Raw genomic sequence first — 23,175 nt, forward strand, 5'->3', positions numbered from 1 at the left:
CATGCGATCGAGGTTCAATCGCCGCCGCTTCATCCGCATCGCCGCCGCCACCGCGTCCTGCGGCCTGGCCGGCGTGGGTGCGCCGGCCTTCGCCACCGAGCCGGCGGCGGCGAGCTGGCGCGGCATTGCCATGGGCAGCCTCGCCAGCATCGAGGTCCGGCATTCCGATCCGGCCCGGGCCAAGGCGCTGCTGGCTGCCGCGCTCGAAGAGCTGCAGCGGCTCGAAGCGATCATGAGCCTGTATCGTCCGCAGTCCGCGCTCTCCACGCTCAACCGCGACGGCATCCTGCGCGATCCGCCGTTCGATCTGGTCCGGGTCCTGACCGAGGCGCAGCGCTTCGGCCATTTGAGCGCAGGCAGGTTCGACGTGACGGTCCAGCCGCTCTGGACGGTCTATGCCGACCATTTCCTCAAGCCCGGCGCCGATCCCAAGGGACCCGCGGCGGACCTGATCCGCAAAGCCGCCGCGCTCGTCGACTATCGGGCGATCGCGGTCGATCCGGACGAGATCCGCTTCGCGCATCCCGGCATGCAGGTGACCCTGAACGGCATTGCGCAGGGCTACATCACCGATCGGATCGCCGATCTCTTCCGGCGCGAGGGGTTGGAGCATGCCCTGGTCGACCTCGGTGAGATCGCTGCGGTCGGCGCGCGCGACAACGGCCGTCCCTGGACCGCCGGCATCGAGAATCCGATGAACCGCGACATGCTTCTCGCCGACGTGCCGCTGGTCGACGCCGCGCTGGCGACCTCGGGCGGCTATGGCTTCCGCTTCGATCCGGCGGGACATTTCCACCACCTCTTCGATCCCGCGACCGGCGCCTGTCCGCAGCTTTATGCCAGCGTCTCCGTCGTCGCCGCCAACGCGACCGCCGCCGATGCCCTGGCGACCGCGGCAAACCTGCTGGCCCCGGATGCGCTCGAGCGGATGCTGCGGGACGCGGGCGCCGCGCGCGCACTGGTCATCGATGCCGAGGGCGCTAAGCGCTGGCTGGCGGCCTGAGGCGCTTCGCCATCGTCGCCAGGACCGGTCGCGACAGGATGGCGCCGATGGTCGATAGGCCGTCGTTGCGTGCAGGGAATTCGATCTAGATCTATGTCGAGCGGGAGTGCGACTTACCGGTGCCGGCGCGCCGGGCGCGGAGCTTCTCGGCGCCGATGGCCTCGTTGCGCTCGACCATCTCGCGCAGGGCCTTGACGTTGACGCCGAGGCGCCGGACCACCTTGCCGCGCTCGGGCGGGTAATAGGCTTCCATCTTCTTCTTGGCGATCGCCTCGAGAATCACGCCGGCGATCACCTCCGGGCCGACCGCATTGCCGGCGAAGGCCATCTTGCTGGCATCGTCCCGGGCTTCCTGTTCCAGCATGGGCGTCTCGGTGGCGCCGGGATAGACGATCGCGAAGTCGAGGCCGGCGTTGCGCTCTTCGAAGGCGAGCGCGAGGTGGAAGGCGCGCAGGGCATGCTTGGCCGCGGCGTAGGTCGAGAGGCCGGGGAAGGGGATGAAGGAGGTCATGCTGGCGATGGTGACCAGATGGCCATATCCCTGCTGCTTGAAGCGGGGCAGGGCGGTCATCATGCCGGTCAGCGGGCCGATGAAATTGGTGTTCATCGTATCGGCGTGCCGGGCGAGGGGAATGTCCCGGGCATAGCCGGTATGAACCACGGCGGCATTGTTGATCAGCACGTCGAGCCGGCCGAAGCGCTTCCAGGCCCGGTCGAGGGCGCGGCGCCATTGCGGCTCCGAACGGATGTCCAGGGTGACGGCGAAGGCCGCGTCGCCGCATTTCTTCGCGACCGCTTCCGCGCCGGCCTTGTCGATATCGGCGGCCGCGACGCTCCAACCTTGTGAGGCCATCAAGAGCGCCGTCGCCTTGCCGATGCCGCTGGCGGCACCGGTGATGAGGACGGTTCGCGGTTTCGGCATCCGGCTCAGCCTTTCCGGGTGACGAGGCGGGTGTCGAAATAGCTTTCCAGCGCTTCCGATCCGCCTTCCGTGCCGTGGATCGGGCGTGCCGTGGCGGGATCCATGACCGGGAGGCTGCGGCCGCCGCTGCCGGCGCGCCGGGTGCCGTCGATCAGCCATTGAGTATCTGGATAACCAGCCATACCGGCCTCCTTGAATAAAGCCGTCAGGCTTGCTTGCGCGCGCGCAGGAACATGGGGCCGCCGCGCCAGCGCGGGAAGCCGTAGCCGTGGACTTGCACCAGGTCGATGTCGCTCGGACTGGCGGCGATGCCTTCGTCGAGGATTGCCTGGCCTTCGGCGGCCATCGCACCGATCAGGCGGTCGGCAATCTCGGCCGCCGCCATCGTGCGCTTGCCGGCGATCATCGGCGCCAGCAACCGCTCGGTCTCGGCGGAGGGGCGGGGCTTGCGGTCGCCTTGCTGGTAGTCGTACCAGCCGCCGCCGGTCTTCTGCCCCTTGCGCCCGGCGCGGACCAGAATGTCGCCGGGCGATTCCGGCACGCTCTCGCCCCTGGCCCGCGCGGCCTCGCGGTGCAGGTAGGAAATGTCGAGGCCGGAGAGGTCCTGGACCTCGAAGGGTCCCATTGCCATGCCGAAGTCCCGCATCGCGCCGTCGATCGCCTCGATCGCGACGCCGGATCGCAGCAGCACCTCCGCCTCGCCGCGGTAGCTGCGCAGGATGCGGTTGCCGATAAAGCCGTCGCAAATGCCGGCGCGCACGGGGATCTTGCCGAGCTTCTGCGCGAGCGCGAAGCCGGCGGCGAGGACTTCCGGCCGGGTCTGCGGCGTCGGGATGATCTCCAGCAGCTTCATCACCTGGGCCGGGCTGAAGAAATGCAAGCCGATCAGCCGCCCGGGATCCGGCAGGTCTTCCGCCAGCTTGCCCGGATCGAGATAGGAGGTGTTGGTGGCGAGGATCGCGTCGTCGCGGCAGGCCGTGGCGAGGCGGCGGAACACGTCGCGCTTGACGGCGAGATCCTCGAACACCGCCTCGATGACCAGATCGCAATCGGCGAGTGCGGCGAAGTCGGTGCTGAAGGCGGCGCCGGCGCGCCGCGCCGCGGCGGCCTCGGCGGTCAAGCGGCCGCGCTGCCGGGCGGCGTCGAAGAGGGCGGCGAGCGCCTGCTCGGCGCGGTCGCGGCTCTCCGCGTCGCGTTCCACCAGCACGACCGGAAGATCCGCATCCCGCAAGGCGGCGGCGATGCCGACGCCCATCGTTCCGCCGCCGACCACGCCGACGCGGTGGACAGGGCGCGCTGTGACGCCCTTGAGATCGGCGGGACGCGGTGCAGCGCGTTCGGCGAAGAAGAGATGACGCAAAGCTGCAGCCTCGGCCGACTTGCGGAGCTCGAGGAACAGGGCGCGTTCGTTCTTGAGCCCATCGGCGATGCCGTGCTCGACGCCGTAGCGCATCGATTCCAGTGCTTTCAGCGGCGCGATATTGCCCTTGGCGGATTTGCCGATGCGTTGTGTGGCTTCGGCCCAGAGCGCTTCGGATACGGCTTCGGGCGATCGCTCGGCGGCAAGCGGTTGCGTCTTCTTCTCGCGCGCGAAAGCGATGGCGCCGGCGAGGAGGTCGCCTTCGACTACGGCATCGACCAGGCCGAGCTTCTGCGCCTCCGCTGCCGACAAGGTCGTCATCTCCGCGACGACCGGGATGGCGGCGGCGATTCCGATCAGGCGCGGCAGGCGCTGGGTGCCGCCGGCGCCGGGGATGATGCCGAGATTGACCTCGGGCAGGCCGAGCTTGGTGCCGGGGGCCGCCACGCGAAACCGGCAGCCCAGCGTGATCTCGAGCCCGCCGCCGAAGGCGACGCCATGGATGGCGGCGGTCCAGGGCTTGGGCGATTTCTCAATCCGGGCGATGACCTCCGGCAGTGTGGGGCCTTCGACCGGGCGATCGAACTCGGTGATGTCGGCGCCGCCGACAAAGAGCTTTCCGGCGCCGGTGAGGATGACCGCCTCGATGTCGGGATCGGTAGCGCATGCGTCGGCGAGCGCGAGCAGCTGCGTGCGGATTGCGCCGTTGATCGCGTTGACCGGCGGGTTGTCGATGGTGAGGACGGCAATCGCGCCGTCCCGGGTCAGCGTGACGTCGGTCATGCCGAAGCTTCCACGGCCTTGGCGTTGGCGGCGCCGGTGTCATGGCAGGCGATGGCGCCGCTCTGTTCGAGTGCATCGATCCGGGCGTCGCTGTACCCGAGCGCCGTGCGGAGCGTGGCGCGGGTGTCTTCGCCGAGCAGCGGCGGCGCCTTGGGCTGGGAATGGGCCTGGGCGGCGAGGCCATGCGCCGGGCGGATCAGGGAGATCGGCCCGAGGCTGGGATGCTCGAGACGCTGGATCAGGCCGCGCTCGATCACGCTCGGGCTGCTCAACGCCTCGGCGACGTTCTTGACCGGCCCGGCCGGAACGCCGGCGCGGCTGCAGGCATCGAGCCAATGGGCGGATGTGTCTTGGCGCAGGATCTCGGCCAGCATCGGCAGCAGCTCGGCCCGATGGACGGCGCGCTGGTGCGAGTTCTTGAAGCGTGGGTCGCGGGGTAGCTGCGGCCGGGCGATCACCTGCTCGCAGAAATCGACGAACATGCGGTCGTTGCCGCAGGCCAAGGCAAAGGCGCCGTCGGAGGTGTCGAAGAGCTGATAGGGCACGACGGTCGGATGCGCGTTGCCGTAGCGCTCGGGCGCGACACCGGCGTTGAGATAGCCGGTGCCGATGTTGATCAGCAGGTTGAGCGCGGAATCCAGCAAGGCGACGTCGATATACTGGCCCTGGCCGGTGTCGCGGCGCTGGTAGAGTGCCGCCAGGATCGACTGGGTCGCGATCATCCCGGCGACCACGTCGGTGAAGGCGACGCCGAGGCGGCTCGGCGGGCCGTCCTTCTCGCCGGTGATCGACATCAGCCCGCTCTCGGCCTGCATCACGAAGTCATAGCCGGGCCGATCGCGCTCCGGCCCCTTCTGCCCGTAACCGGAGATCGAGCAGAAGATGATGCCGGGATTGAACTGCTTCAGCGCCGCGTAGCCGATGCCGAGACGATCGCAGGTGCCGGGCCGGAAGTTCTCGACCACGACATCGGCCTTGGCGGCGAGATCGAGGACGATCTGCCGGCCTTCCTTGGTCTTCAGGTCGATCGCCATGCTCTGCTTGCCGCGGTTGCAGCAGAGATAATAGGTGCTGACACCCTTGTAGTTGGGGAAGGACCAGGCGCGGGTATCGTCGCCGCCCTTGGTGCTCTCGATCTTCCAGACCTCGGCGCCGAGATCGCCGAGGGTCATCGTCGCCCAGGGACCGGCCAGGACGCGCGAGAGGTCGAGCACCCGTATTCCCTTGAGCGGCAGATCCTGTTGGCTCATTGCAAATCTCCTCGGAAACTCAACTGCCGCCGACCAGGCCGGTCTCGATGGCCTTGGCGAAGTGGCAGGCGACGGCCTGGCTCGGCGCCTTCTGCTCGAGCGGCGGCTCGAGCTCGGCGCAGACCGGCTGGGCGATCGGGCAGCGGGTGCGGAAGCGGCAACCCGACGGCGGATTGATCGGGCTCGGCACCTCGCCCTTGAGCACGATGCGCTGGCGCGTGCGTTCGCGCTTCGGATCGGCCAGCGGCACCGCGGACATCAGGGCCTGGGTATAGGGATGCATCGGCGCGCGGTAGAGCCGGCGCTTCTCCGCGATCTCGACGAGCTTGCCGAGATACATGACCGCGACGCGGTCCGAGAGATGCTGCACCACCGAGAGGTCGTGGGCGATGAAGACGAAGGCCGTGCCGAACTTGGCCTGGATGTCCTTCAAGAGATTGAGCACGCCGGCCTGGACCGAGACGTCCAGGGCGGAGACCGGCTCGTCCAGGACCAGCAGCTCGGGCTGGAGGGCGAGGGCGCGGGCGATCACCACGCGCTGGCGCTGGCCGCCGGAAAGCGCATGCGGATAGCGCTCGGCATGCTCCGGGTTGAGGCGAACCACGGACAGCATCTCCGCGACCCGCGCCTTGCGCGCTTCGGCCGAGAGATCGCTGATCCGGAGCGGCTCGGCGATGTTCTCGGCGACCGTCATCCGCGGATGCAGCGAGGCATAGGGGTCCTGGAAGACGAGCTGGATATGCTTGCGCAAGTCGCGCATTTCCTGCGGGGGCGCGTCGTTGATGTTGCGGCCGCGGAACAGCGTCTGCCCGGAGGTCGGCTCCAGCAGCCGCAGGACGCAGCGCCCGAGCGTGGACTTGCCGCAGCCGGATTCGCCGACCAGGCCCAGGGTCTCGCCCGGCTGGACGTCGAAGGATACGCCCGCGACGGCGTCGACATGGCCGACCGTGCGCTCGAAGATGAGGCCGCCTTTGACCGGGAAGCGCTTCACCAGGTCTTTGACGGAGAGGATCGGCGTCGTCATGCCGTATCTCCATCAGGCAGGTCGGCGAAATGGCAGGCCGCATTGTGGCGCGCGTCGCCGTGAAATGCCGGCGCGGTCGCGGTGCAGACCACCTGGCGCTGCGGGCAGCGCGGGTGGAAGGCGCAGCCGCCCGGCAGGCGCCCGAGCGGCGGCGGCGTGCCGTCGATCGAGAACAGGCGCTCGCGCTCGACCGCCATGTCGGGAATGGATTCGATGAGGCCGCGCGTATAGGGATGGCTGGGGCGGGCGAAGATATCGTCGATGCCGGCCTGCTCGACGATCTCGCCGGCATACATCACGGCGACCCGATCGGCATGCCCGGCGAGCACGCCGAGGTCATGGGTGATCAGGATGACGCCGAGATTGAGCCGGGCCTGTAATCCTTCCAGCACTTCCATGATCTGCGCCTGCACGGTCACGTCGAGCGCGGTGGTCGGCTCGTCGGCGATCAAGAGGTCGGGGTCGTTGGCCACCGCCATCGCGATCATCACGCGCTGGCGCATGCCGCCGGAGAATTCATGCGGATATTGCCTGAGGCGCCGGTCGGGCTGCGGGATCGCAACCAGCGACAGCAGCTCCTCGGCCCGCTCCAGCGCGGCCTTTGCGGACAGGGCGGTGTTGTGCAGGCGCAGGACCTCGACGATCTGCGCGCCGACGGTCATCACCGGATTCAGAGAGGAGAGCGGATCCTGGAAGATCATGGCGATGCGGGAGCCGCGCAAGGCGCGCATCTCCCGTCGCGGCAGGCCGACCAGCTCGCGGCCCTTGAACTTGACCGAGCCGCGCACCCGCGCGGTCTCAGGCTGCAAACCGAGCGCCGCCAGCATGCCGACCGACTTTCCCGAGCCGGATTCACCGACCAGCCCGAGCACCTCGCCATGATGCAGCGTCAGGTCGATGCCGCGGACCGCCTCTAGGGCGACGCCGGCGCGCTCGAAGGAGACGCGCAGGTGGCGCACCTCGAACAGCGGCGTTGCGGGATCGGCTGCCGGGGGCGTCTTCACAGCGGCGCTCATTTCGACTTCGGGTCGAAGTGGTCGTGCAGCGCGTCCCCGATGAAGTTGAAGCCGAGGACAATGGTGAGGATCGCCATGCCGGGGCCGAAGGCGACCCACCAGGAATAGAATTGCGCGGCACCTTCGGAGATCATCGAGCCCCATTCCGGCGTCGGCGGCGTGGCGCCGAGGCCGATGAAGCTCAAGGATGCCGCGAGCAGGATGACCTGGCCGAGATCCATGGTCGCGCTGATCAGGACCGGGGTCCAGCAGAGCGGCAGGATATGCTTCACCAGGATGCGCGGCCGGCTGGCACCGGCCGCGATCGCGGCCTCGACATGCTCGCGCTCGCGCACTTCCAGCACCTGCGCGCGCATCAGCCGCGCATAGACCGGCCACCACACGATCACCATGGCGATGGTGGCATTGCCGAGACCGGGCCCGAGCGAGGCGGCGACGGCCATCGCCAGGAGCATCGGCGGGAAGGAAAGCGTGACATCGACCAGCCGCATGATCGCCGCATCCACCCAGCCGCCGAGATAGCCGGAGATTGCCCCCAGCATGGCGCCGATCGAGACCGCGATGCCGACGACGATGACGGCGATCGGCAGCGAATGCCGGGCGCCGTAGAGCGTGCGGGACAGCACGTCGCGGCCGAGCGCATCGGTGCCGAGCCAATGCTTCCAGCTCGGCGCCTGCAGCCTTTTCGCCACCATGTCCATCGGATCGAACGGGCTCAGGACCGGCGCCAGCAGGGTTGCGGCTAGCCAGAACAGGACCACCAGGATGCCGATGGCGAGCGGCACCGAGATCCGGGTCCGGTTCAGCGCCGGCAATGTCATCGAGAGCGCCATCCTAGCCGAGCCTCACCCGCGGGTTGGCGACGACATAGGCGATGTCGGTCAAGAGATTGGTGATCAGGAAGACGACGCCGCCGACGATGGTGACGCCGATGATCGCCGGGAAGTCCAGCCCGCGTGCCGCGGAGACTGCATAGGAGCCCATGCCCGGCCAGGAGAAGATGGTCTCGGTCAAGACCGCGCCGGTCAGCAGATAGGCGAAGGAGTAGCCGATCACGGTCAAGGTCGGCACCAGGGTATTGCGGAGCGCGTGCCGGAGCACGACCCGCAATTCGCCGGCGCCCTTGGCGCGCGCGGTCAGGATGAACTCGCGGCCCAGCACCTCCAGCATGTTGGCGCGCACCAGCCGCGAGATCGTGCCGGCGACCGCCCAGCCGAGTACGAAGGCCGGGAGAATGAGGTGCCAGAGCGCGTCGATCAGGACCGGGAAGTTGCCGCTGAGCAGGGCGTCGAGGGTGAGGAAGCCGGTGAGCTCCGGCGGTGCCGCCATGCGCGCATCCATGCGCCCCGGCCCCGGCAGCACGCCGAGCTTGACCGAGAACACGAAGAGCAAGGCGAGGCCGATCCAGAACACCGGCAGCGAGGAGCCGAACAGGGCGAAGAAGCGCGCGGCGTGGTCGATCGCCGTGTTCCGGTAATAGGCGGCGAGCACGCCGAGCGCGATGCCGATCGTCGAGCCGATCAGCATCGCGGAGATCACCAGCTCGAGCGTCGCCGGCAGCCGGTAGAGGATATCCTGCGCTACCGGCCGCCGGGTGATGAAGGAAGTGCCCATGTCACCGGTCAGCAGGTTGCCGACATAGATCACGTAGCGTTCCGGCAGGCTGCGATCCAAGCCCCAGCGCGCCTTGGCGGCCGCGACGACTTCGGGGTTGTTCATCTGCCGGTCGGAAACGATGGCGGTCAGCGGATCGCCCTTGGTGACGGTCGTCAGCAGGAATGCCAGCGTGACGATTCCAAGCACCAGGAACGGCATCGCGAGCAAGCGGCGCAGGATGTATCGGGTCACGCTGGTCCTTCCTGTGCTGCCGCTCGATGCACTTCCACCCGATGGGTCTTTGCTGGCCCCGTTGCGGCAAAACTCAGATGCGATATTGACAACAGGCCTCCCGCCCGTCAACGTAATTGAAATTAAATTCCATTTTCTGAGCGCGAAACCGGTCTGAGGACGAGACGTGAGAAAGCGGGCGAAAGCCACGGCTGAGCGCGGGGGCGAGGAGGAGGGCAACTTCTCCGCCGCGCTGACGCGCGGCCTGCATATCCTACGCGCTTTTACCGCCGATGACGCGTCGCTTGGCAACCAGGATTTCATCGAGCGCACCGGCCTGCCCAAGGCGACGATCTCCCGGCTGACTTACACGCTGGTCGGCCTCGGCTACCTCACCTACGACGAATCGCTCGGCCGCTACAGCATCGGGCCGGCGACGGTATCGCTCGGCTATTCGGCGCTGAGCTCCAGCCCGGTCGTGCATGTCGCGCGGCCGCTGATGCAGGAGCTCGCCGACGACACCGGCGCCGCCGCGGCTTTGGGCACCCGGGACGGGGTCGAGATGGTCTATCTCGCGAACTGCCGCTCGATGAGCCCGGTCTCGCTGCGCCTCAACGTCGGCTCTCGGCTGCCGATCTGGCGGACCGCGATGGGGCTCGCCTACATGGCGGAGATGTTGCCGGAGCGGCGCGAGGCCCTGCTCGAGCAGATCGTGCGGTTGGAGCCCGGCAAGGCGAAGGAGATCCTGGGCCACGTGAACGATGCGCGTGCGCAATACGCCAAGCGCGGCTTCGTCGCGAGTTTCGGGGCCTGGTACAGCTATATCAACGCGGTCGGCGTCGCCTTTCGCCCGACCGACGGGTCGCAGCTGGTCGCCCTCACCTGCGGCGGCATCGTCGATATTCTGCCGCGTGAGAAATGCATGAAGGAAGTCGGCCCGGCGCTGGTCCAGCTGGGCAAACGCATGCATGCGCGACTCCAGGGCCAGGCGGATCCCGGACCTGCGCCCCGCAAGCGGCCCGATTGAGCGGCAAGGAACAGCCATGCCTTCGCACGTCCTCTATCCCAAGGTCAGCCTGGAACGGGCCAGCGGCAAAATCGCCCGCTGGATGGTCGCCGAAGGCGACCAGGTGCGCCAGGGCCAGATCCTGTTCGAGATCGAGGACGACAAGGCCGCGGTCGAGGTCGAGGCACCGGCCGATGGCGTGATCGGACAGATGACGGCCGCCGACCAAGAGGTCGAGGTCGGCGATCCGGTCGCGATGATCTTCGCGCCGGGCGAGACGCCCGCGGCGAAACGGCCCGGAGCGCCGGCCGGAGCGCCGCGACCCGCGCCGAAGCCTGCCGCCGTTCAGCCGGCTGCCCGTGCGCGGCGCGATCCCAATCCGACACCGCTGGCGCGCCGTCTGGCCTTGGAGCATGGCATCGACCTCACCGGCATGGCCGGCACCGGTCCGCGTGGCCGGGTGCAGCGGTCCGATGTCCTGGCGAAAATTGACCGGCCGGTGGCGCCGCGGCTTGCGGCATCGCGCGCGGGCGCGCCGCTCAACGCCCAGTGGCTGCGGCAGGGCGAGGGCGCTCCGCTCGTGCTGCTCCATGGCTTCTCCGCCGATATCAACAACTGGCGCGGCATGCTGGCCGGCGGTTCGATCCGGCATCCGGTGCTGGCCCTGGATCTCCCGGGCCATGGCCGCTCGCCGCGCGAGATCCCCGCGGATTTCGACGCCTTGGCCGCGCAGGTCGAGGCGGCGATCCTCGCGGAGACCGGCGGGCCGGCGGTTCTCGCCGGGCATTCCTTCGGCGCCGCCGTCGCCACGCGCATCGCCGCCCGCGGGGGCGTCGAAGTGCGTGCGCTCGGCCTGTTCGCGCCGGCCGGCCTCGGGCCGGAGATGAACATGGCCTTCGTGGACGGCATGCTGCGCGCCCGCGAGGCCGCCAGCCTGAAGCCTTGGCTGCTCGAGCTGGTCGCCGATCCGGCGGTGATTTCCGAATCCTTCCTGCGGGCGGCCAGCGAAAGCCGTCGCGACGCCGGGTTGATCGAGGCGCAACGCGCCTTCGCCGTGCGTTACTTTCCGGATGGAACGCCGGCCTTCTCGATCCGCAAGGAGCTGGCGGCCCTGGAGATCCCCGTCCGTGTCGTCTTCGGCAGGGCCGACCGCATCCTGCCCTTCGCGCTCAGCCGCGACCTGCCCGGCAATGTCGCGCTGCATGCGATCGAGCAGTGCGGGCATATGCCCCACCTGGAGCGACCGAAGCTCGCGATGCGCATACTGGCGGAGCTGGCGCGCAGCGTTTCTTAGGGGGCCTTTGGCTGCATGAACTCGATGGCCCGCTCCAGGATGTCCTCGGCGCCGAGCTTTCCCGACTTCAGGTAGAGCGAGACCGGGCCGGCGGGTCCCTCCGCGATGCAGAAGCCGCCGCCGAGCGGTCCGGCCGGCAAGGCGCGCGCGCGGGAGAGGCCGAGGGCGGCAACCACCGCGCCCGAGGTCTCGCCGCCGGCGACGACGATCCGCTTCGCGCCTTTTTCATAGAGCCGCTTGGCAATGGCGGCGAGCAAGGCCTCCGCCTTGCGGGCGGCGCCGAGCGCGCCGAACGCGGCCTGGGCGCGCGCGACGCCATCCGGATCCTCAGCGGTCGTGATGGCGAAAGGCCTGCGTCCGAAATGCGCATCGGTCCAGGCAAGTGCTTCCGCCACGCGGGCTTCCTCCGGCCGTGCATCCTGCACATTCAGTCTCAACACCGGGTGGCTTTGCTCGAAGCGGGCGAGGTGACCGAGGGCGATCGGCCCGACGCTGCCGACCAGGACGGCGGCGGGACCGTCGACATGGGACGGGGTCGCGCTCGGCGGGCCGCCGACGCCCGCCAGGTTCCGGGCATATTCGAAGACCATGGGGTCGCTGCCGACGACCGGCGCGCCGGTCTGGATGGCGAGCTTCACCGCCACAGCCACGTCGTTGTCGTCGGCGGTGTCGGTGAGAACATGCCCGCCATGCTGGGCGCCGGCGTCGGCCAGAGCCTGGCGCGCGGATTCGATTCCGCCCTGCAGCTTGCCGTGCGGCAACAAGGCGATCGGCCGCTCGGTCTGGTGCGAGAGGAAGCGGATGAGGTTGGGATCGGTCATCGGCGTCAGCGGGTCGAAGCGCTTGATCGATTCCGAGACCAGGGTGCCGCGGTAGAAGAGATGCCCTTCGAACACCGTCACGTTGTAGCGCGGCGCGCCGGCATTGAGCAGCGCCGGCCGTCCGGCGCGCGCCGCGAGGAAGTCGGCGGCGGTGCCGATGTTCCCGGTCGCCGTGGAATCGAAGGAGGCACAGGCCTTGTAGGCGAGCTTGTCGTAGCCGGCGGCGGCAAAGGCCTTGGCGGCGTCTTCCAGGATCGCCAGCGCTTCGGCCCGCGGCGCCACCCGCGCCCGGGTCGCCAGCATCACCACCGGCGCGGTCTCGCTCGCCGTCAGGGCGGTGGGCGTGAACAGGATCGGGCAGGGCACGCCCACGGCCTCGAGCTCGCCCGCGATCAGCATCGCGCCCGTGAAGTCGTCGCCGACGATGCCCAGTCTTTGCGCCATCGTCACGCCGCCGTCAGTTCGCGGGCGATGATGATCTGCTGGATCTGCGAGGTCCCCTCATAGAGCCGGAACAGGCGGACGTCGCGGAAGAAATGCTCCACCGCATAATCCTGCATATAGCCGGCGCCGCCATGGATCTGCACCGCGCGGTCGGCGACCCGGCCGACCATCTCGGAGCAGAACAGCTTGGCGCTGGCCGCCTCCAGGATGATGCGCTGGCCGGCATCGAAGCGGCGCGCCGCCTCGATCACCATGCAGCGCCCGGCAAAGGTCTCGGTCGCGCTGTCGGCCAGCATCGCCTGGACCAGCTGGTGCTCGGCGATCGGCTTGCCGAACTGCACCCGGTTGCGGGCGAAGCTGACGGATTCGTCGCAGAGCCGCTGCGCGGCGCCGACGCAGACCGCGGCGATATGCAGGCGGCCGCGGTTCAGCACCTTCATCGCGGTCTTGAAACCTTGGCCTTCCTGGCCGCCGATGATCGCCTCGGCCGGAACGCGGCAGTCCTGCAGGATTACGTCGCAGGTGCGCGTGCCGCGCTGCCCCATCTTCTTGTCCACCGGGCCGAGGCTGAGCCCCGAACTGTCCCTCGGCACCAGGAAGGCGCTGATGCCGCCCGGCCCCGGCCCGCCGGTCCGGGCCATCAAGGTGAAGACATCGGCCACCGGCGCATTGGTGATGTAGCGCTTGGTGCCGTTCAGGACGTAGTGATCGCCGTCGCGCTCGGCCCGGGTGACGATGGCGCCCGCGTCGGAGCCGCAATCCGGTTCGGTCAGGGCGAAAGAACCGATCACCGCGCCGCGCGCCATCAGCGGCAGCCAGTAATCCTTCTGCGCCGGCGTGCCGTCGACAATGATGCCTTGCGAACCAATCCCGTTATTGGTGCCGATGACCGAGCGGAAAGCCGGCGAGGTGTAGCCGAGCTCGAGTGCGATCGTGACCTCTTCTTCCATGGTGAGGCCGAGGCCGCCATAGGTTTCGGGGATCGACATGCCGAACAGCCCGAGCCCCCGCATCTCCTCGACCAGCGCCGCCGGGATCGCGTTGTCGTTCTCGACCTGGGCTTCGGCGGGAATCAGCCGATCGCGGACGAAGCGACGGACGGTCTCCCGGAGGCTTTCCAGGACGTCTTGATCTCGGATCAAGGGGCTCTCCTCAGCGGCGGTTCGCGCCAAGATTTCTATTGCGAGGCAAGGCTGGCACGGCTTAATGTGAGCCGCAATAGAAAACGGAATTAAATTCCACAAACAAGAAATGCCGCATTGAAGACGGCATCGCAAGATCGACAGGCGAGGGTCCGGATGGCGCGACAGATGCCGCTTTCTCCGTCAGCTCCCTGGTTCCGGCTGGAGCTGGAGCCGAAGGACTGGCAGTCGGAGGATGCGCGCGACCTGGTGAACTGGTACGGCCAGATGATGCTCATCCGGCGCTTCGAGGAGAAGCTGCTGGAGCTCGAGAAGGCCGGTCTCATCCACGGCCCGGCGCATGCGAGCATCGGCCAGGAGGCGGGCGCGGTCGGCGCGATGTCCGTGCTCAAGGGCAGCGACAAGATCAACGGCACGCATCGTGCGCATCACCAGGCGCTGACCAAGCTGGTCGGCGCGGTGCTGCCAGCCGGTTTCGACATTCGCAGCGACGCCTACACGCCCGAGATGGATGAGGCGATTCATCGCTTCATGGGTGAGATCATGGGGCTGACGCCGGGCTATTGCGGCGGACGCGGCGGCTCGATGCATATGCGCTATGCGGATGCCGGCATCGTCGGCACCTCGGCGATCGTCGGGGGCAACCCGCCGCACGCGGTCGGCTATGCGCTGGCCGACAAGATGCTCGGCCGGAAGAATATCTCGGTCACCTTCTTCGGCGACGGCGCGGCGCAGGCCGGCGCCAGCTATGAGGCAATGAACATCGCCGCCTCGCAGAGCGTCCCGGCGATCTTCTTCATCGAGAACAATCTCTACGGCGTCGCGACGCGGATCAACGACGTGACCCGCGAGACCCGGCAGACCGCGCGCGGCGCGATGCTGGGCATTCCCTCGATCGAATGCGACGGCATGGACGTGGTCGCGGTGCATCGGGCGATGCAGGAAGCGCGGCGGATCATCGAGGTGGAAAGCGGCCCGGTCGTGGTCGAGGCGCTCTGCTACCGCTTCTTCCACCAGAGCGGCAGCCGCGCCGGCAGCGACTTCGGTTATCGCAGCGCCGAGGAAGAGGCGGAATGGCGCGCCCGCGACCCGATCGCGCTGGCCAAAGCGCGCCTCACCGGCTTCGGCATCGCCGGCGGGGACGAGCTTGCCCGCATCGACCAGGTGGTCACCGAGCGCGTGGCCGGCGCCGCCGCGCGCCTGACCGAGCCGGTGCCGGGCGGCAATGCGCTGCGAATCCCCCAGGCGCTCTGGCCGCAAGCCGCCGATGTCGATCGCGGCATCCTCGGCGATCTCTCGGAGCTTTCGGATGCGCGGCTTCTTTCGCACGAGGAGATGCAGCAGGGGCCGACCGAGAAGCTGAAGTTCATCACCGCGGCCTCCGACGCGATCGCCGCCAACATGGAGCGCGACCCGACCATCGTCGTCCTGGGCGAGGACGTGCACCAGATGAAGGGCGGAGTGAGCGGATTCACCAAGGGCGCCCTGGAGAAATGGCCGGATCGGGTGCTGGCGATGCCGATCTCGGAGAACGGCTTCACCGGTGTCGCACTCGGCGCGGCGCTCAACGGACTGCGCCCGATCGTCGAGATCATGTTCGGCGACTTCTGCCTGGTCGCCGCCGACCAGATCGGCAACGGCGTCGGCAAGGTGCGCCATATGTTCGGCGACGGATTTCCGGTGCCGATCGTGCTGCGCTGCCGGGTCTCGCCGCATACCGGCTATGGCTCGCAGCATTCCGCCGATCCGTCCGGCCTGTTCGCGATGTTTCCCGGCTGGCGGATCTTCTCGCCGACCACGGCCTTCGACTATATCGGCATGATGAACAGCGCCCTGCGCTGCAACGACCCGGTGCTGATCCTCGAGCATACCGAGTTCTATCAGCGCGAGTTCGACGTGCCGAAAGGCGACCGTGACTTCTGCATCCCCTTCGGCTCGGCGCGCATCGTGCGGCCGGGGTCGGCCTGCACGGTGCTCGCCACCTCGGTGATGGTCCATAATGCGGTGAAGGCGGCGGAGGAGGGCGGGATCGATGCCGAGATCATCGACCTCCGGAATCTCGACCATTTCGGCATGGACTGGGACCTGATCGGGGATTCGATCGCCAAGACCGGCCGGGTGCTGATCGCCGAGCAGACCGCGCGCGGACAATCGCTCGGCGCCCGCTGGGCCGACGAGATCCAGAACCGCTTCTTCGACTTCCTCGATTACGAGATCCTGCGGGTCACCGGCAGCCTTTCGGCGCCGACGGTGTCCGCCGTGCTCAACAAGGCCGCCTTGGCCAATGCCGACGATGTCAGGACAGCATTATCAACCCTCGCGGAAACAGGCTGAACAACTGCCGGCCGCGTTCCCTCAACACCACAGGAGAGAGCAATGCGTAAGGGAGTAACCTCACAATGGCTTCGCGCTTCGCGGCGTGCGGCCTTGCTGTCGGCGGCGGTCACCGCCGCCGTCATCGGCACCGCGAACTTCGCGGCGCAGGCGCAGGACCGGCCGCTGGTCATCGCGCGCGACATGGACATCAACTCGCTCGATCCGTCGCGCGCCTGGTGCGACACCTGCCAGATCTATGATTCGGCGGTCTACGAGCAGCTGACCACGCTCGACAAGGACATGAAGACCGTGCCGCTGCTGGCCGAGAGCTGGGCCTCCAACAAGGAGATGACCGAGTTCACCTTCAAGCTCAACGCGGCGGCCAAGTTCTCCGACGGGTCGCCGGTCGAAGCGAAGGATGTGAAGTGGAGCTTCGAGCGCCTTAAGAACCTCAAAGGCAACGCCGCCTTCTTCACCGATTCGATCGCCTCGATCGAGGCGCCGGATGCGCATACCGTGTTGATCAAGCTCACCCTGGCGAATTCCGAGTTTCCGCAGATGGTCGCCGCACCGAACATGGCGATCCTGAACAGCGACGTCGTGGCGGAGCATGGCGGCCTCGCCGACGAAGGCGCCGCGGAGAAGGACAAGGGCGAGGAATGGCTGCTGGCCAACTCCGCCGGCAGCGGCACCTTCGTCCTGGAGAAATACGAGCCCAACGCCGAGCTGCGGCTGAAGCGCAATGACGCCTATTGGGGCAAGAAGGCGCTGGTGCCGGCGGTGGTCTTCCGCCAGGTGAAGGACGCGGTCGCCCAGGCCCAGCTGCTGCAGTCGGGTTCGGCGGATATCGCGATGCAGATCGATCCCGACACCGCGAAGTCGCTGGAAGGATCGAATGTGAAGGTCGAGCGCGCGACCTCCTTCAACTTCCTCTACATCGCGCTCTCGCCCGGCGCGAAGGGACTCCAGGCCAAGCTGACCCCGGAAGTCCGCGAGGCGATCTCGCTGGCGATCGATCGCCAGGGCCTGATCGACGTGACCCTCGGCGGCGCCGGCAAGCCGATGGCGGCGGCGATCCCCCTGGGCTTCCCGGGCGGCGACGGGCATGAGATCCCGAAATACGATCCCGACAAGGCCAAGGAGCTGCTGGCGAAGGCGGGCTATGCCGACGGCTTCACGCTGGAATCCACCTATCCCGGCATGAACGTCTACGGCGTGGACCTCTCGGTCATGATGCAGAAGATCCAGCAGGACCTGAGCAAGGTCGGCATCAAGGTCGATCTGACGCCGGTTCCCTTCGCCAACTGGCGCGAGAAGGTGAACGGCGACGGCACGCCGCTCACCGCGGTGTTCTTCGCGCCGGACTTCTATGGTGCGTCCGGTTATGTGGACTACTTCGGCCTGGCCGAGGGCTCGGTCTGGGCCAAGCGGGCCGGCGCGGCGAACGATCCCTCCATCGTGAACACCAAGATCACGGCGGTGCGCAATGCCGCGCTTGCGGCGGCGACGCCGGAAGAGGCCAACAAGCTCTGGTTCGAAGCCGGCGAGATGATGGCGAAGGACCGGATCATCATCCCGATGGTGAGCCCGGATTTGATCCTGACCTATGGCGACAAGGTGAGCGGCGTGCGCTACAGCGCCTGCTGCAACCTGCCGCTGGCCGAGATCAAATACTGAGCGTGTGCGTGCAGCCGGGCGGGAGCGATCCCGCCCGGCATTTTTCTTGGAATGAAGGTGTCCGAATGAGTCGCGACCTGCCCAACAGCAAGGATACGGAACTGCTGCAGCGCGCCCGCCGCGTGGTGCCGAACGGCGTCTGGGGCCATATGGCGACGCGCGGCATCGGTCCCGGCTATCCGCAGTTCTTCTCCCGCTCCGAAGGCTGCCGGGTCTGGGATGCCGACGGCAACGAATACATCGATTTCATGTGCGCCTGGGGGCCGAACGTCCTCGGCTACAAGCATCCCGAGGTGGACCAGGCGGCGCTGGCGCAGATGCAGCGCGCCGACATCGGCAACGGTCCGACCGAAGTCATGGTGGAGCTGGCGGAGCTGCTGGTCGATACCATCGACCATGCGGACTGGGCGCTGTTCCAGAAGAACGGCACCGACGCGACCACGGTCAGCGTCACCATCGCCCGCGCCGCCACCGGACGGCGCAAGGTCCTGGTCGCGCGCGGCTCCTACCACGGCGCGGTGCCCTGGTGCTCGCCCTCGACGGTCGGTGTGACGACGGAAGACCGCGCCCACCTGATCCAGTTCGACTACAACGACGTGGCCAGCCTCGAGGCCGCCGTGGCCGAGGCCGGCCAAGACCTCGCGGCTATCCTGATGACGTCGTTCCGGCACGACATCCAGCGCGACCAGGAGCTGCCTGAGCAGGCCTTTCTCACCGCCGCGCGCAAGGCTTGTGATCGCACCGGCGCCGCGTTGATTCAGGATGATGTGCGGGCCGGGTTCCGGCTCGATGTCCGCGGCAGCTGGGCGCCCTACGGCATCCAGCCGGACCTCGCGGCCTATTCGAAATCGATCGCCAACGGCTGGCCGCTGGCCAGTATCGCCGGCAACGCGCGGATGCTGGAGGGTGCTGCGAAGATCTTCACCACCGGATCCTTCTGGTACGGCGCGGCGGCGATGGCCGCGGCGAAGGTCACCGTGCGGATCCTGAAGGAAACCGATGCCCTCACGCATATCGCGGCGATGGGACAGCGTTTCCGCGACGGGCTGGAGGCGGCATCCGAGCGGCATGGCTATCGCCTGCGCCAGACCGGGCCGGTGCAGATGCCGATGGTGCTGTTCGACGGCGACAAGGACCTGGCGCTCGGCAATGCTTTCTGCGCCGCCGCACTCCGGCACGGCATCTACCTGCACCCGCGGCACAACATGTTCTTCTGCGCGGCGCACCAGGCGTCCGACATTGACCGCGCCATGGAGGCCGCCGACCGGGCCTTCGCCGACATCGCCAAGGCAGGGTTCACCCAGCAATGACCGATTACACCGACCATATCTTCGTCGCGTATCGCCGCCGTCTCGCCGAGCTCAAGGCCAGCACCAACCCGCTCGCGCAAGGGCTCGCCTTCATCGATGGCCAATACGTGCCGATCCATGAGGCGAAGATCCCGATCCTGGACCAGGGCTTCCTGCATTCCGATCTCACCTATGACGTGCCCGCGGTCTGGGACGGCCGCTACTTCCGGCTCGACGACCATCTCGACCGGTTCGAGGAGAGCTGCCGGCGCCTGCGGCTGCACAGCCCGATCGGCCGCGCCGAGATGCGCGACCGGCTGGTCGAGATGGTGGCGATGAGCGGCATCCGCGACGCCTATGTGATGATGATCGTGACCCGCGGCCTGCGCTACATCCGGCAGTACGCGCCCGAGGAATGCGAGAACTTCTGCTACCTGATGGTGACGCCGTTCCTCTGGGTGATGGACGAGGAGCGGCAGAAGAAAGGCGCCAGCGCGATCATCGCGCGCACCGTCCGTCGCATTCCGCCCGGCGCGATCGATCCGCAGGTGAAGAACCTGCAATGGGGCGACTTCACGCGCGGCATCCTCGAGGCGCGCGACCGCGGCGCCATGTATCCGATCCTGACGGACGGCGACACCAACATCACCGAGGGCTCGGGCTTCAATGTGGTCCTGGTGAAGGACCGCACGCTCTTCACCCCGCGCAAGGGCGTGCTCGAGGGCGTCACGCGGAAGACGGTTCTCGAGCTGGCCGCGGGGCTGGGATTGAAGGTCCATCTCGACGACGTTCCGGTCGGACTGGCCTATGGCTGCGACGAGCTGTTCTTCGTGACCACCGCCGGCGGCGTCATGCCGATCAGCGAGCTCGACGGCAAGCCTGTCGGCAACGGCGAAGTCGGCCCCATCACCAAGCAGGTGTGGAAGGCCTACTGGGACGCGCATTACGACCCGAAGCTGAGCTTCGGTATCAATTATTACTGAGCGCGATGCCGGGCACGGTCATCGCCGGCGGCGGATCGAAAGCCTTCCGGCTGCCGAAGGGCAGGGCGCTCAAGCTCACCAACACGCATGGCACGCAGACCGTGGACATGTGGGCGCTCCGGGATCGCGACCCGTCCGAATATCTCAGCGTCGAGCATACCCGGCGGATGCTGTTCAACCTGTTCCCGCAGGTCGGCCAGCCGCTCTTCTCCAATCGGCGTACGCCGCTTCTTCAGCTCGAAGCGGACAGCGCGCCGGGCAAACACGACATGCTGCTCGCCTGCTGCGATAAATGGCTCTATCAGCACTACGGATGCGCGCCGGGCCATCCCAACTGCCGCGACAACTTCGTCGCCGCGCTGTTCGAGATCGGCATCGATTCGCTGCAGGTTCCCAATCCGGTCAATCTCTGGATGAACGTCCCGGTAACCGGGGATTCCAAGCTCGCCCTGGAACCGCCGATCAGCCGCGCGGGCGATTTCGTGGTCCTGCGGGCGCTCGAAGACGGCGTCGTCGTCTTCTCGGCCTGCCCGATGGACATCTCGCCCGTCAACGGGGGCAAGACGCCGCGTCCGGTGATGTGCGAGATTCTTCCGGACTGAGCCGGCCGAACATCGCTTCAGCCCGAAGCGGGCAGGTCGTGCGGGTTGATCTTCTCTTCGATCTCGGAGACTTCGCGGCGGAGGACGCCGACCAGATCCTCAACCTTGCGATTGCGCAGCCGCGCGCTGGTCATGTTGATGGCAATCGCGCCGGCGACGTCGCCGTTGGCCACGACGATCGGCACGGCGACCGCCGAGATGCCCTCGACCAGCCGGCCGTCATCGACCGCAAAGCGGCGCTCGCGGATGCCGGGCAGCTCGCGCTTGATCTGATCGACGGTCAGCCCGTTGAAGCGGCCATAATGGGACCGGTTGGCCGAGAGGATGATCTCGGCCTCTTTCGCCGGCAGCATGGCGAGGATGGCCTGGCTGGCCGGGCCTACCCCGAGCGGGATCTGGCCGCCGACCTGCCCGGTCAGGCTGTCGATGCGATAGCCGCCATCCTGGCGATCGACACAGACGGTGTTGAACCCGTTGCGCGCCATCAGGAACACCGTGTCGCCGGTTTCGGCGGCGATCCGCATCAGCGCCGGGTGGCAGGTGCGGCGCATGCCGGTCGTGTCCGCCGCCTTGGCCCCCAAGGCGAACAGGGCGAGGCCGAGCCGATAGCGCTTGGTCGCCTCGTCGCGCTCCACATAGCGGTGCCGCTCCAGGCCGCTGATGATCCGGTGGGCGGTCGACATGTTCAACCCGAACTCTTCAGCGATGTCGGAAACCCGCGCGCCTTGCCGCCCGACCTCGCCAAGGTGATTGAGGATGGCCACGGCACGGTCGAGCAACTGCGTGCCCGTGGCCTTCTCCTCCGTGGCATTGTCGGTCATGGCGCTCTCGGTCCGTTGCGGCGCTGTCCAAGGTCTAGCTGTCCTACATGGCCGCCGGTTTGGAGACAACGCCAATCAGGCCCGGCTGGGCCATGGGAGTTTCAAGGGGGGATCTTCAAGCGGGCAGGCCAGCGCCTCCATGACCGCGGTCGCGTTGCCGCCGCTGAGCCGCTCGAAAGCGGCCAGGAAAGTCTCGGTGCGGTCCGGACTCAATCGCCCCGCGGCCACGCTGCGGAACTTTTGTTGCAGTCGCGCCCGGTCCATCGGGTTGGTCGGCTCGCCCAAGGGTGCGGCGATCTCCTTGACCAGGGTCGCTGCGCCGATCCTGACCCGGACCCGGGACGGGACCTGCTGCGGAAACATCGCGTCATAGCCGGGGTCGATCTTCAGCGCGACCTTGCCGGCCAAAGCGATGGTGGCGCGATCCCGCAGGTCGTCGGCACCGATCTCGATCAAGGCGTCGGCACCTTTGGTCAGCGCGAGCGCGACGCAGAACGGCAAGCTGTATTGCGCCGACTCCGGTGTCTTGGGCGCGATCTCGTTGTTGAGGCGGAGGGCCCAGGAGAAGGTGTCGATCTCGATCGCGGCGACCGCATCGAAGGCAAAGCCGGATTGGGATTGCAGCGCCAGGACGGCGTCGATCGCGGCATGCGCCCAGCGACAGCAGCCATAGGGCTTGAAGTAGATGCTGCGGATCGCCCACTCCTCATCCCGGGAGTCGCTCAAGCCGTCGAGCAGGGTCTTGCGGTCGAACAGCGCGTCATTGTCGAACAGATCGGTCGGTCCGGTGAATCCTTCGGCCGCGAAATCGACCGCCGCCAAGGCCGAAGCCGTCGCCCAGGGGATACCCTCCTTGATGTGATTGCCCATCACCCTCGAATAGGCGATGGCGGAAAGGTTGGGCGCGGTCGCGCCGGCGATCGCAAGCGCCTGTTTGATCGTCGCCGGCGGCAGGCCGCGGAGCCAGCTGGCGGCGGCTGCGACGCCATAGCCGACCCAGGGGCCGGAGACCAGGGTCGTCAGCCGCGAGAAATCGCGGGCGGCGGCAGCCCGCACCGCGACCTCGTAACCCAGCACGATGGCAGGCAGTATCTGCTCCGGATTGCAGCGGTGGACGGCGGCGGTGGCAAACACCGCCGGGATGATCGCGGCGCCCGGATGTCCGGCCGCGGCCCGATGTCCATCGTCAAGATCGAGTGCCGAAGCGCTGGCGGCATTGGCCAGCGCGGCGCCGGGCGCATTCAGCCGGTCGCCGGAAAACCAGACCGGCGCCGATCCTTGCCTCCAGATGTTGCGCGCCGCGCGCAGCGACATCTGCGCAACCTGGCTGCGCGCGCCCGCGAGTGCCGCCGTCGCGAGGTCAAGCACCGCCAGCTTCGCATGCTCCAAGGCCGGAGGCGGGACCTCCGTCCTTCCGCCAATGAACTCCGCCAACGCCCGCGCGATCGTCATCCGTCTGCCTTCCTTCGTTTCGAATAGTCATATTATGAAATTAAACTCTTGTCATTATCATATTATGGAAGTATAAGACGCAGACGATGGAAAACACGAAACCCGCCGGTCTCCAAGAATCCATCCATCGGCATAAGGAGGAG

General features: G+C 67.7%; 20 protein-coding genes. 8 read left to right on the top strand and 12 right to left on the bottom strand.

Annotated elements, in window-relative coordinates; translation table 11 throughout:
* Position 1 precedes the first annotated feature (1 nt).
* Positions 2-1,003, top strand: a complete 1,002-nt coding sequence (locus ACH2CY_RS13115; RefSeq protein ID WP_395019692.1) for an FAD:protein FMN transferase — start codon at positions 2-4, stop codon at positions 1,001-1,003.
* A 91-nt stretch (positions 1,004-1,094) separates the two neighbouring features.
* On the opposite strand, the gene ACH2CY_RS13120 is transcribed toward ACH2CY_RS13115, so the two are convergent.
* Genes ACH2CY_RS13120 through ACH2CY_RS13155 form a run of 8 tightly spaced genes read right to left on the bottom strand, consistent with a single transcriptional unit; the run spans position 1,095 to position 9,206 of the window.
* Entirely contained in the window at positions 1,095-1,925 is an 831-nt protein-coding gene (locus tag ACH2CY_RS13120) for an SDR family oxidoreductase (RefSeq protein ID WP_395019694.1), read from the bottom strand.
* A 5-nt stretch (positions 1,926-1,930) separates the two neighbouring features.
* Entirely contained in the window at positions 1,931-2,107 is a 177-nt protein-coding gene (locus ACH2CY_RS13125) for a hypothetical protein (protein ID WP_395019695.1), read from the bottom strand.
* A 23-nt stretch (positions 2,108-2,130) separates the two neighbouring features.
* Complete coding sequence (locus tag ACH2CY_RS13130) at positions 2,131-4,068, bottom strand: 3-hydroxyacyl-CoA dehydrogenase NAD-binding domain-containing protein (protein WP_395019696.1); 1,938 nt, start codon at positions 4,066-4,068, stop codon at positions 2,131-2,133.
* Positions 4,065-5,318 (bottom strand): CaiB/BaiF CoA transferase family protein, encoded by a 1,254-nt coding sequence (locus tag ACH2CY_RS13135; RefSeq protein ID WP_395019698.1) that lies wholly within the window; start codon positions 5,316-5,318, stop codon positions 4,065-4,067. The genes ACH2CY_RS13130 and ACH2CY_RS13135 overlap by 4 nt, the downstream gene beginning before the upstream one ends.
* Positions 5,319-5,337: 19 nt before the next feature.
* Positions 5,338-6,342 (bottom strand): ABC transporter ATP-binding protein, encoded by a 1,005-nt coding sequence (locus ACH2CY_RS13140; RefSeq protein WP_395019700.1) that lies wholly within the window; start codon positions 6,340-6,342, stop codon positions 5,338-5,340.
* Positions 6,339-7,358 carry an ABC transporter ATP-binding protein gene (locus ACH2CY_RS13145; RefSeq protein WP_395019702.1) on the bottom strand — a complete coding sequence of 340 codons (1,020 nt, stop codon included), beginning with the start codon at positions 7,356-7,358 and terminating at the stop codon, positions 6,339-6,341. The genes ACH2CY_RS13140 and ACH2CY_RS13145 overlap by 4 nt, the downstream gene beginning before the upstream one ends.
* Positions 7,355-8,179 carry an ABC transporter permease gene (locus tag ACH2CY_RS13150; protein ID WP_395019703.1) on the bottom strand — a complete coding sequence of 275 codons (825 nt, stop codon included), beginning with the start codon at positions 8,177-8,179 and terminating at the stop codon, positions 7,355-7,357. Before ACH2CY_RS13150 ends, ACH2CY_RS13145 begins: the two co-directional genes overlap by 4 nt.
* Before the next feature lie 13 nt (positions 8,180-8,192).
* On the bottom strand, positions 8,193-9,206 hold the full coding sequence (locus tag ACH2CY_RS13155; RefSeq protein WP_395019705.1) for an ABC transporter permease: 1,014 nt from the start codon (positions 9,204-9,206) through the stop codon (positions 8,193-8,195).
* Positions 9,207-9,372: 166 nt separating this feature from the next.
* Between ACH2CY_RS13155 and ACH2CY_RS13160 the strand changes: the two genes are divergently transcribed.
* Positions 9,373-10,212 carry an IclR family transcriptional regulator gene (locus ACH2CY_RS13160; RefSeq protein WP_395019707.1) on the top strand — a complete coding sequence of 280 codons (840 nt, stop codon included), beginning with the start codon at positions 9,373-9,375 and terminating at the stop codon, positions 10,210-10,212.
* 16 nt (positions 10,213-10,228) lie between these two features.
* Positions 10,229-11,485, top strand: a complete 1,257-nt coding sequence (locus ACH2CY_RS13165) for an acetoin dehydrogenase dihydrolipoyllysine-residue acetyltransferase subunit (RefSeq protein ID WP_395019708.1) — start codon at positions 10,229-10,231, stop codon at positions 11,483-11,485.
* On the opposite strand, the gene ACH2CY_RS13170 is transcribed toward ACH2CY_RS13165, so the two are convergent.
* Both ACH2CY_RS13170 and ACH2CY_RS13175 read right to left on the bottom strand, forming a co-directional pair.
* Positions 11,482-12,750, bottom strand: coding sequence for a four-carbon acid sugar kinase family protein (locus ACH2CY_RS13170; protein WP_395019709.1), 1,269 nt, complete (start codon positions 12,748-12,750; stop codon positions 11,482-11,484). The genes ACH2CY_RS13165 and ACH2CY_RS13170 overlap by 4 nt on opposite strands.
* 2 nt (positions 12,751-12,752) lie before the next feature.
* Positions 12,753-13,892, bottom strand: coding sequence for an acyl-CoA dehydrogenase family protein (locus ACH2CY_RS13175; RefSeq protein ID WP_395019711.1), 1,140 nt, complete (start codon positions 13,890-13,892; stop codon positions 12,753-12,755).
* A gap of 156 nt (positions 13,893-14,048) precedes the next feature.
* Here ACH2CY_RS13175 and ACH2CY_RS13180 point away from each other — a divergent pair, with 156 nt between their 5' ends.
* The 5 genes from ACH2CY_RS13180 (at position 14,049) to ACH2CY_RS13200 (ending at position 20,759) form a co-directional block, all read left to right on the top strand.
* Positions 14,049-16,226 (top strand): thiamine pyrophosphate-dependent enzyme, encoded by a 2,178-nt coding sequence (locus tag ACH2CY_RS13180; protein WP_395019713.1) that lies wholly within the window; start codon positions 14,049-14,051, stop codon positions 16,224-16,226.
* A 42-nt stretch (positions 16,227-16,268) separates the two neighbouring features.
* A complete protein-coding gene (locus ACH2CY_RS13185; protein WP_395019715.1) occupies positions 16,269-17,885 on the top strand; it encodes an ABC transporter substrate-binding protein in 1,617 nt (538 codons plus the stop codon).
* A 65-nt stretch (positions 17,886-17,950) separates the two neighbouring features.
* The gene (locus tag ACH2CY_RS13190; RefSeq protein ID WP_395019716.1) at positions 17,951-19,195 is read left to right on the top strand and encodes an aminotransferase class III-fold pyridoxal phosphate-dependent enzyme; all 1,245 of its coding nucleotides are present in this window, start codon (positions 17,951-17,953) and stop codon (positions 19,193-19,195) included.
* On the top strand, positions 19,192-20,157 hold the full coding sequence (locus tag ACH2CY_RS13195; RefSeq protein WP_395019718.1) for an aminotransferase class IV: 966 nt from the start codon (positions 19,192-19,194) through the stop codon (positions 20,155-20,157). The genes ACH2CY_RS13190 and ACH2CY_RS13195 overlap by 4 nt, the downstream gene beginning before the upstream one ends.
* Before the next feature lie 5 nt (positions 20,158-20,162).
* Positions 20,163-20,759, top strand: coding sequence for a DUF1989 domain-containing protein (locus ACH2CY_RS13200; protein ID WP_395019719.1), 597 nt, complete (start codon positions 20,163-20,165; stop codon positions 20,757-20,759).
* 17 nt (positions 20,760-20,776) lie between these two features.
* Here ACH2CY_RS13200 and ACH2CY_RS13205 read toward each other — a convergent pair whose 3' ends face one another.
* Positions 20,777-21,580 (bottom strand): IclR family transcriptional regulator, encoded by an 804-nt coding sequence (locus tag ACH2CY_RS13205; RefSeq protein WP_395019720.1) that lies wholly within the window; start codon positions 21,578-21,580, stop codon positions 20,777-20,779.
* A 75-nt stretch (positions 21,581-21,655) separates the two neighbouring features.
* Entirely contained in the window at positions 21,656-23,032 is a 1,377-nt protein-coding gene (locus ACH2CY_RS13210) for an MmgE/PrpD family protein (protein ID WP_395019721.1), read from the bottom strand.
* Positions 23,033-23,175: the final 143 nt, after the last annotated feature.

It is taken from the genome of Dongia sp., assembly GCF_041905885.1.
Classification (GTDB): Bacteria; Pseudomonadota; Alphaproteobacteria; order Dongiales; family Dongiaceae; genus Dongia.